This is a genomic window from Tamlana crocina, assembly GCF_012037625.1.
In genome coordinates this window covers 1-305 of the sequence record NZ_JAAVJS010000749.1, presented here as the reverse complement: position 1 = coordinate 305, position 305 = coordinate 1, and the positions used below count along the sequence as shown (strand labels likewise).

At 43.3% G+C, this 305-nt stretch carries 1 protein-coding gene; it reads right to left on the bottom strand.

Annotated features, from left to right (window positions below; all coding sequences use genetic code 11):
- On the bottom strand, positions 1 to 305 hold a 305-nt coding region (cysC, locus tag HC176_RS18840; RefSeq protein WP_167920496.1), incomplete at both ends, for an adenylyl-sulfate kinase.

Sequence of the window (305 nt, the reverse complement as noted above, 5' to 3'; positions counted from 1 at the left end):
CTACGAAATTATCTCGCCCAATAATTTTTTTAGCCTCTTCCCGGTCCTCTCTTAATGGGGAAATAAAGGCGGTAATAGTTACCATCCCGGCATCCATAAAAAGTTTGGCCACTTCGGCTATTCTCCTGTTATTTTCCTTCCGGTCCTCAAGAGAGAAAGTTAAACTTTTATTCAGTCCGCTCCGCACATTATCTCCATCAAGGGAATAAGTCCTGATCCCGTTCCTGAATAGTGCTTTCTCTAATTGATTAGCAATAGTAGACTTCCCCGATCCTGAAAGACCTGTGAACCAGATCACGAAGGAG